Annotated in this window: 8 protein-coding genes; 4 read left to right on the top strand and 4 right to left on the bottom strand. The window is 72.3% G+C overall.

The window, feature by feature from the left end; translation table 11 throughout:
• The first annotated feature begins 137 nt into the window (after positions 1 to 137).
• Both ABH929_RS15800 and ABH929_RS15795 read left to right on the top strand, forming a co-directional pair.
• Positions 138 to 1523 (top strand): AAA family ATPase, encoded by a 1386-nt coding sequence (locus ABH929_RS15800; protein ID WP_111084654.1) that lies wholly within the window; start codon positions 138 to 140, stop codon positions 1521 to 1523.
• Entirely contained in the window at positions 1516 to 3534 is a 2019-nt protein-coding gene (locus tag ABH929_RS15795; RefSeq protein ID WP_404561870.1) for a VWA domain-containing protein, read from the top strand. The genes ABH929_RS15800 and ABH929_RS15795 overlap by 8 nt, the downstream gene beginning before the upstream one ends.
• 313 nt (positions 3535 to 3847) lie before the next feature.
• Here ABH929_RS15795 and ABH929_RS15790 read toward each other — a convergent pair whose 3' ends face one another.
• Genes ABH929_RS15790 through ABH929_RS15775 form a run of 4 tightly spaced genes read right to left on the bottom strand, consistent with a single transcriptional unit; the run spans position 3848 to position 6313 of the window.
• Positions 3848 to 4606, bottom strand: a complete 759-nt coding sequence (locus tag ABH929_RS15790) for an SCO1664 family protein (RefSeq protein ID WP_404561869.1) — start codon at positions 4604 to 4606, stop codon at positions 3848 to 3850.
• Entirely contained in the window at positions 4603 to 5130 is a 528-nt protein-coding gene (locus tag ABH929_RS15785; protein ID WP_111084657.1) for a DUF3090 domain-containing protein, read from the bottom strand. Before ABH929_RS15785 ends, ABH929_RS15790 begins: the two co-directional genes overlap by 4 nt.
• 33 nt (positions 5131 to 5163) lie before the next feature.
• Entirely contained in the window at positions 5164 to 5886 is a 723-nt protein-coding gene (locus tag ABH929_RS15780) for an MSMEG_4193 family putative phosphomutase (protein ID WP_263090016.1), read from the bottom strand.
• A 46-nt stretch (positions 5887 to 5932) separates the two neighbouring features.
• Positions 5933 to 6313 (bottom strand): helix-turn-helix domain-containing protein, encoded by a 381-nt coding sequence (locus ABH929_RS15775; RefSeq protein WP_205462992.1) that lies wholly within the window; start codon positions 6311 to 6313, stop codon positions 5933 to 5935.
• 94 nt (positions 6314 to 6407) lie between these two features.
• Between ABH929_RS15775 and ABH929_RS15770 the strand changes: the two genes are divergently transcribed.
• On the top strand, positions 6408 to 7361 hold the full coding sequence (locus ABH929_RS15770; RefSeq protein ID WP_404561868.1) for a nuclear transport factor 2 family protein: 954 nt from the start codon (positions 6408 to 6410) through the stop codon (positions 7359 to 7361).
• Between the two features lie 107 nt (positions 7362 to 7468).
• On the top strand, positions 7469 to 8683 hold the full coding sequence (locus ABH929_RS15765; protein ID WP_404561867.1) for an MFS transporter: 1215 nt from the start codon (positions 7469 to 7471) through the stop codon (positions 8681 to 8683).
• Positions 8684 to 8706: the final 23 nt, after the last annotated feature.

Here is an 8706-nt window from a genome sequence, read left to right as displayed (position 1 = left end):
CCCGCCGCCCCCCCCCCGGGCCCGCGCGTGGGCCGGGCCGCGCCCCCCCCGGGGGGGGCGCCCCCCCCCCGGGGGGGGGGGGGGGGGGGCCCCGGGCCCCCCGCGCCTCCCGTCCGCAACGGCGTAACGTCCAGAACGTGACCCGACCCGACATCCGCACGGTCGGCGAGCTCCGCACTTCTGGTCACGTCCAGAAGACGGTCCGCGCCGAGATCCGCGACAACCTGCTCACCGCGCTGCGCGCGGGAGACGACCCCTGGCCCGGCCTGCACGGGTTCGAGACGACCGTGATCCCGCAACTCGAACGAGCCCTGATCGCCGGACACGACGTCGTCCTGCTCGGCGAGCGCGGCCAGGGCAAGACCCGCCTGCTCCGCACCCTGCAGGGCCTGCTCGACGAGTGGACCCCGGTGATCACCGGCTCCGAACTCGGCGAGCACCCCTACGAGCCCATCACCACCGCCAGTGCCCGCCGAGCCGAAGACCTCGGTGACGCCCTGCCGATCTCGTGGCGGCACCGCGACGACCGCTACGTCGAGAAGCTCGCGACGCCGGACACGAGCGTCGCCGACCTGATCGGCGACGTCGACCCGATGAAGGTCGCCGAAGGGCGCAGCCTGGGCGACCCGGAGACGATCCACTTCGGACTCGTCCCCCGGGGCCACCGCGGCATCGTCGCGATCAACGAGCTGCCCGACCTGGCCGAACGCATCCAGGTCGCGATGCTCAACGTGATGGAGGAACGCGACGTCCAGATCCGTGGCTACGTGCTCCGACTCCCCCTCGACGTGCTCGTGGTGGCCAGCGCGAACCCGGAGGACTACACGAACCGCGGCCGGATCATCACGCCGTTGAAGGACCGCTTCGGCGCGGAGATCCGGACCCACTACCCGATCGAGCTCGAGGACGAGATCGCCGTCATCCGGCAGGAGGCGCAGCTCACCGCCGAGGTGCCGGACGCGATCGTCGAGATCCTCGCCCGCTTCACCCGTGCCCTGCGCGGGTCGAGCGCGGTCGACCAGCGCAGCGGTGTCAGCGCCCGGTTCGCGATCGCCGGCGCGGAGACGGTGGCCGCGGCGGCCGTGCACCGTGCGGCACGCCAGGGCGAGCCGGAGGCCGTCGCGCGACCGATCGACCTCGAGACGGCGGTCGACGTGCTCGGCGGCAAGATCGAGTTCGAGAACGGCGAGGAGGACCGCGCGGACGAGGTCCTCGAGCACCTGCTGCGGACCGCCACGGCCGAGACGGTGCGTGCCCGGTTCCGCGGACTCGACTTCGGGGTGCTCGTCGAGGCCCTCGACGGCGGGACGATGGTGACGACGGGCGAACAGGTCGGCGCACGGGCGTTCCTCGAGGGGCTGCCGTCGATCGGCGAGTCCGACCTGTACGACCAGGTGTGCGAGCGTCTCGGTGCCACGAACGACGGCGAGCGTGCGGGCGCGATCGAACTCGCACTCGAGGGGCTCTTCCTCGCTCGCCGCATCAGCAAGGAGTCCGGCGGGGGCGAAGCCGTCTATGGCTAGGCAGAACCGACGACTGACGCGGGACACCCGGTACGGGGCCGCCGCGCTGTACGGGAAGTACCACGACGGTCCGGATCCGCTCGCGCCACCCGCCGACCTCGCCGAAGCGCTCGACGCCATCGGGCAGGACGTGATGGCCGGCACCTCACCGGAACGCGCCATGCGGGAGTTCCTGCGCCGAGGCGGCCGGACGCAGCGCGGACTCGACGACCTCGCGCGCAAGGTCGCGGAACGGCGGCGGGAACTCACCGCGAAGAACAACCTCGACGGCACCCTGCAGCAGGTCCGCGAACTGCTCGACCAGGCGCTCCGTGCCGAACGCGGCGAACTCGCCCGCAACGTCGACCTCGACGACGGCGACCGCGCCCTGGCCGAGATGCAGCTCGACAGCCTGTCCCCGTCGCCGGCCGCCGCGGTGCAGGAGCTCGGCGGGTACGACTGGACGAGCCGCGAGGCCCGGCAGCAGTACGACGAGATCACGGACCTGCTCGGCCGCGAGGTGCTCGACCAGCGCTTCGCCGGCATGAAGCAGGCGCTCGAGGGCGCCACGGACGAGGACCGGGCCGCGGTCAGCGCGATGATGCAGGACCTCAACCAGCTGCTCGAGGACCACCGCGCCGGCACCGATTCGCAGGAGCAGTTCGACGCGTTCATGGCCGAGCACGGCGAGTACTTCCCGTCGAACCCCGCGGACGTCGACGAGCTGCTCGACGACCTCGCGGCACGGGCCGCCGCCGCCCAGCGGATGCGGAACTCGATGACCGAGGAGCAGCGCGACGAACTCGACGCCCTCGCCCAGCAGGCCTTCGGCTCCCCCGACCTGATGGGGCAGCTGTCCCAGCTCGACGGCAACCTGCGTTCCCTGCGGCCCGGTGAGGACTGGGGCGGGTCCGAGCGCATGGAGGGCGACCAGGGCTTGGGACTCGGCGACGGCACCGGGGTCTTCCAGGACATCGCCGACCTCGACGCCCTCGCCGACCAACTCGCCCAGTCCGGACCGGGCTCCGAGCTCGACGACCTGGACCTCGACGCCCTGACCCGGCAGCTCGGCGCCGAGGCCGCCGTGGACGCCAGGACCCTGCAGCAGCTCGAGAAGGCGCTGCGGAGCTCCGGGGCGATGCGCCGTGGAGCGGACGGGCAGCTGCGGCTCACACCGAAGGCCATGCGGCAGCTCGGCAAGAGCCTGCTCCGCGACGTCGCCGAGCGGATGTCCGGCCGACAGGGTGCCCGCGACATTCGGCAGTCCGGCGCGTCCGGCGAACCCTCGGGCGCGACCCGGCAGTGGGCGTACGGCGACACCGAGCCGTGGGACGTCACCCGGTCGATCACGAACGCGCTGACCCGGACCGCGGCCGACGGACGGGTCGGCCCGGGCGTCCGCCTGACCATCGACGACGTCGAGGTGCAGGAGACCGAGTCCCGCACTCAGGCCTGCGTGGCGCTGCTCGTCGACACCTCGTTCTCGATGGCGATGGAGGACCGCTGGGTGCCGATGAAGCGCACGGCCCTGGCGCTGCACACGCTCGTCTCGACGCGGTTCCGCGGCGACGACCTGCAACTGATCGCGTTCGGCCGCGAGGCCGAGGTCGTCGACATCGAGCAGCTCGTGGGTCTCGACGCCATGTGGGACAAGGGCACGAACCTGCACCACGCGCTGCTCCTCGCCAACCGGCACTTCCGGAAGCACCCGACCGCGCAACCCGTGCTGCTCATCGTCACCGACGGGGAACCGACGTCACACCTCGAGCCGAACGGCCAGGTGTGGTTCGACTACCCGCCGGACCCGGTGACGATCGCCCTGACCGTTCGGGAGCTCGAGAACGCCGGTCGTCTCGGCGCCCAGACGACGTTCTTCCGCCTCGGCGACGACCCGGGGCTGGCACGGTTCATCGGCGCGATGGCGAAGCGGGTGGACGGCTCGGTCGTCGCTCCGGAGAACGACGACCTCGGCGTCGCCGTCGTGGGGTCGTACCTGGGGTCGCGCCGCGGCGGGCCGTCGTTGTTCGACTAGCCGCCGAGTCGATCCCGACAGGGACTGTTGCGCGGGGCTCCGCAGTCGTATGCTGAGCGCCACCACAGTTGCCCCAGACCCCGGCCGCCGTGATCGTTCTTCCTGCGCCGACGTCGTCGGTGCGCCGGAAGCGGTCGGCCGAGTGCACCTGATCCGTTCTCGACCGGTCGACTCCCGCGAGGTCCCGGAGTGCAACGGCGCACGCCACCTCACGGGTTTCCGCGTCCACGGATCACGGACGCGGACCGGTCGGTGGGGTCCGGACCCGACGGGCCCCACCGACCCGGAATCGCCGGGCAGGGGACGTCTCGCGTCAGAACAACGGCCAGGGCACCGCGGGGCCGTGCCCCGGCGGTGGCGGGAAGATGCCGACGGCCCGGAGTGCTGCACACCGCGCGCGCACCGTGTCGACCTCTTCCGGCGTCAGGTGGTCGGCGAGTTCGTCGCCCAGGGCACCGCGGAGCGCTTCCGAGACCCGGTCGAGCCCCTCGAGTTCGTCCGGCCCGAGCGGCTCGCCGATCCACCCCCACAGCACCGTGCGGAGCTTGTGCTCGACGTGGAAGGCCAGCCCGTGGTCGACGCCGTACCGGTGTCCGTCGGGCATCGCCAGCACGTGTCCGCCCTTGCGGTCGGCGTTGTTCACGACGACGTCGAAGACGGCCATGCGGCGCAACGCCTCGGAGTCCTCGTGCACGAGCGTCACCGGCTGGTCGTGCTCGTCGATCGCCTCGAGCACGGGCAGCCACGGTGAACCGTCCGCCTCGGCGATCTCGGGGGTGACCAGGTCGACGGCGTCCTGGTCCGGGTCGACGGTCTGCCAGCGCTGCACCATGCCGGGGCCGAACGGGCCGTCACCGAGCCACGTCGGCGGGACGATCCCCCAGCCGAACGCCTCGGACACCAGGTGCGCCGCGACCTCTCGGCCGGCGAGCGTGCCGTCGGGGAAGTCCCAGAGCGGGCGCTCCCCCTCGATCGGCTTGTAGACGACCGCCTCACCGTCCAGCTCGGCCAGGAACGTCGCGTTCGAGGCCTCGCGGATCCGCGCCGTGATGCTCAGTGAGCTGTCGCTCATGCGTCGCCGGGCGGACGGCCAGCGGCGACGATCTCGCGGGTGCGCTCGACGAACGCGCGTGCGGTACCGACCGGGATCTTGACCTGGAACAGTTCGTCGGGTTCGGGGATCTCGACGACCGCCTCGATCTCGAGGCCGTCCTCGCTCTCCTCGGACACGATCTCGACGTCGTCGTCGATCGGGTACGCCTCGATGACCACCTGCGCCGTCGACGGGTCGAAGCCCAGGCTCAGTGCACCGGCTCGGAACTCGGGCTCCACCGGCTGGTCGAGCGGTTCCGGGTCGCGGAGCTCCGCGGGGGCGGTGTCCGGCACGCTGAAGCGGTTCGCCTCGACCGTGGCGACCTCGTCCAGCAGCTCGTCGATCTTCTCGGCGAGCACGGCGGTCTGCTCCTTCTCGAGGGTGACGCTGGTGACACGCTTGCCGGAGCGGGCCTGCAGGTAGAAGGTGCGCTCGCCCGGACGGCCGATGGTGCCGACGACGAGGCGGTCCGGCCAGTCGAAGCCGTGGACGATGGAGGGCATACCCGCATTGTAGGAGTGCGGGCCTGCGCCCGTTCAGGGTCTGGCAGGGCCTGCCTCGGACGGGGGCTCAGGATGTCCGGCCCCACCGCCGACCGCTGCGTCGCCGCTGGGCGCCGGAGCGGCCGCGAGCCACGAGAGGTCGCCGGACTCGGTGTTCGTCGCGACCACCTCGGGCCGGTGCTCGCCGTACCGCACGACCGACACCGACGCCGGCCCGACGCCGATGCGCTGGAACAGGTCGAGGTGCATGCCGAACGCGTCGGCCAGGACGGACTTGATGATGTCGCCGTGGCTCACCGCGACCCAGACCGCTCCGGGCCCGTGCTCCGCCTCGACCTCGGCGTCGATGCGACGGACGGCCGACACCGCCCGGGACTGCATGGTCTGCATGGACTCGCCGCCGGGGAACACCACGGCGCTCGGGTTCGCCTGCACCGTCCGCCAGAGCGGCTCCTTCGCCAGGTCGGCGAGCTTCCGCCCCTGCCACTCGCCGTAGTCCGCCTCGGTGATCGCCCGCTCGATCGCCGACGCGGGGTCGCCCGACTGTCGTTCCAGGATCGCCCGGGCCGTCTGCCGGCACCGCTCGAGCGGACTCGACACGACGGCCACGACCGGCACGGCGGCGATGCGCTCCGCGGTGCGGTCGGCCTGCTTCCGGCCGACGGCGTCGAGTCGCACGCCGGCGGTGCGTCCGGCGAGCACGCCCGTGGCGTTCGCGGTGGTGCGTCCGTGTCGGACGAGGAGGACGGTCGCCATGTGCCCGATCCTACGATCACGGCCAGGTGGTCGAGCGCAACGGCGGTCAGCGACCCACGATGGTGTCGGCGTGCTCGAGGATCCAGTCCATCAGCGGGACGAGTCGCGCAGCCAGTTCGGCGCCGCTCTCGGAGAGCGAGTAGTCCACCCGGGGCGGGATCGTGGGCTGGGCGACCCTGGTCACGATCCCGTCGTGCTCCAGGGTCCGCAAGGTCGAGGCGAGCATCTTCTCGCTGATCCCCTCGATGGTGCGTCGCAGTTCGCTCCAGCGCATGCTGCCCGGCTCGAGCGCGAGGAGCACGAGGACGCCCCACCGGCTCGTGACGTGTGTGAGCACGACTCGCGACGGACACGCCGCGGGGAAGCGTGCGGAAGCATCCTCGTCTCGTGCGGGTGGTGCAGGCGGTTCCACGATTCCGACGTCCATGTGAGCAGCTTACAAAAAGGTGCGTACCTGTGCTCGAGAGAGTTTCCTGCGATGCTGCGACCACCCGATGACGTCACACGAACAGGAGAACACCATGACCAACGACCTGATCGCACGCGCACGCTCCAGCCGTGTCGCCCGTGGCGCGGCCGTCGCCGCCGGAGCCGCCCTCATCACCGGACTCGCCGTCTCCACGCCGGCGGTCGCTGCCCCCGCAGCCCGGCAGCAGTCGAGCGCGACGGCCGCCGCGGATCGACGGGACACCGTCACCGAACACCGCAATGCCAGCAGAGTCCGGCGGCTCATCACCCAGACCTTCGCTGATCCCGGCAGCAGGTCCTCCCGGCAGCTCGCGGCTCGACTCGTCTCCCCGAGCGCGATCGCGCACGGAGCCGGAACCGCCGCCGGGCCGGACGGCCTCCTTGCACAGTTCTCGGCCGACCGCGCCCGTGTTCCCGGTGCACGAGCAGTGGTCAAGCGCACCGCAGCCGACGGCGACCTGGTCGCCGTGCACTGGCAGATCGCACCGGACCCGTGCGACGAACGCCGCGGTGACGCCGCCGTCGACCTGTTCCGCCTCCAGCACGGCCGGGTCGTCGAGCACTGGTCGCTCGAGCAGCCCATCCCGACGGGCACACCGGCCAGCGGGAACACGAACACCATGTTCAGCGACCTGTACCGGCCGGCACGTCCGACCGCCGCGCCGTCGGAACGTCAGGAAGAACGCAACCGCGTCTTCGCGGTCTCGGCGTACGACACGCTGTTCCGGGACCACGACGCGTCGATCCTCGACCGCGCCTTCGACCCCGCGTACCTGCAGCACAACTCGGTTGCTCCGAACGGGACGGCCGCCCTGAAGCAACTGTTCGGGAGCGGTGCGCCGTTCCCGGCACAGCAGTCCGTCATCTCGCTCTCCGACGGCGACGTCGTCTGGACCTTCTCCCGGGCGGTCGGAGCGAAGCCCGGCGACCCGCTGCTCGCTGCTGACCTGTTCCGCGTCGACGGCGGCCTCATCCGCGAGCACTGGGACGTCGTCCCCACGAGCTAGCGCGATCAGCTCGACCGCTGCTCTCGCCGTGGGCACGCTCCGCCGCCGACCGCGGGCCGGACGACCGAACCCTTGACGGGCCGTCGGCGGACCGATCAGATGGTCACATGACCCGGCACCCTCGAGGGGCCCTGTTCGCCACGTCGACGATGACCGGCTTCGGCATCGCCACGTGGGTGACCAGGACGCCCGCCATCCGCGACGAACTCGGGGCGTCGATCGAGGCGATGGGGCTCGTGCTCCTCGGGCTGTCGATCGGGTCGATGATCGGGATCCTCGGTGCCGGTGCGCTCGTCCGACGGCTCGGGACACGACCGTTGATCCTGCTCGGCGGCGCGCTGCCCGTGGTCGGGATGGTCCTCGTCGCCCTGCTCGCCCCGGCGCAGGTGCCGGCGGGTGTCTGGGCGGGGCTGTTCCTGATCGGGTTCGGGTCCGGCGTCGCCGAGATCGGGCTGAACGTCGAGGCCGCCGCGGTCGAACGACACGTCGGCCGCCCGGTGGTGCCGGTGCTGCACGCCTGCTTCAGCCTGGGGACCGTCGTCGGCGGGGTCGTCGGCATCGCGATGACGGCTGCCCGGACACCGGTGGTCGTGCACCTGCTCGTGGGGGCCGCGGTGATGGCGGCACTCGCGGCGTTCGCGGCGCTCAACCTGCAACCGCTGCCGCGTGCGGCGGCGCAGACGGACGGGGCCGACACCGCGGACGCCGCCGGCACGTCCCGCGTCACCACGGCGACCCGCCGCTCCGTCATCAGCGTGCAGCTCGCGCTCATCGCGGTGATCACGCTCGCGATGGCCTTCGCCGAGGGCGCCGCCAGCGACTGGCTCCCGCTCCTGATGACGACCGACCACGACGCCCCGGAAGCGGTCGGCTCGCTCGTCTTCACCGGGTTCGCGCTCGCGATGCTCATCGGCCGGTCGGCCGGCACCCCGCTCGTCACGCGGCTCGGGCGAGGCCCGGTGGTCCGGCTCTGCGCCGCGGTCGGCGGGATCGGGGTCCTGCTCGTGGTGGTCTCACCGAGTCCGGTCGTCACGGCGATCGCCGCGGCCGTCTGGGGGCTCGGGATCGCCCTCGGGTTCCCGCTCGCGATCTCGAGTGCGGGTGACCACCCGACCGACGGGGACCGCCGGGTGTCGGTCGTGGCCACCGCCGGCTACATCGCGTTCCTGGTCGGACCGCCCCTGCTCGGCTTCGTCGGCGAGCACCTCGGGCTGCAGGCCGCGATGCTCGTGCCCCTCGTGCTGCTCGTCGCCGCCTTCGTCGTCGCGCCCGCAGCCCGGGACTCCCGCGACGCCGACGTCCGGCGGACCGTCCCCACCTGATCCGCGACGCCGCGCGCGGGTCC

Source organism: Curtobacterium sp. AB7 (assembly GCF_044909335.1).
Lineage (GTDB): Bacteria > Actinomycetota > Actinomycetes > Actinomycetales > Microbacteriaceae > Curtobacterium.
Note: the sequence above shows the minus strand (reverse complement) of the source record. Positions and strands in the feature narration are given on the sequence as shown.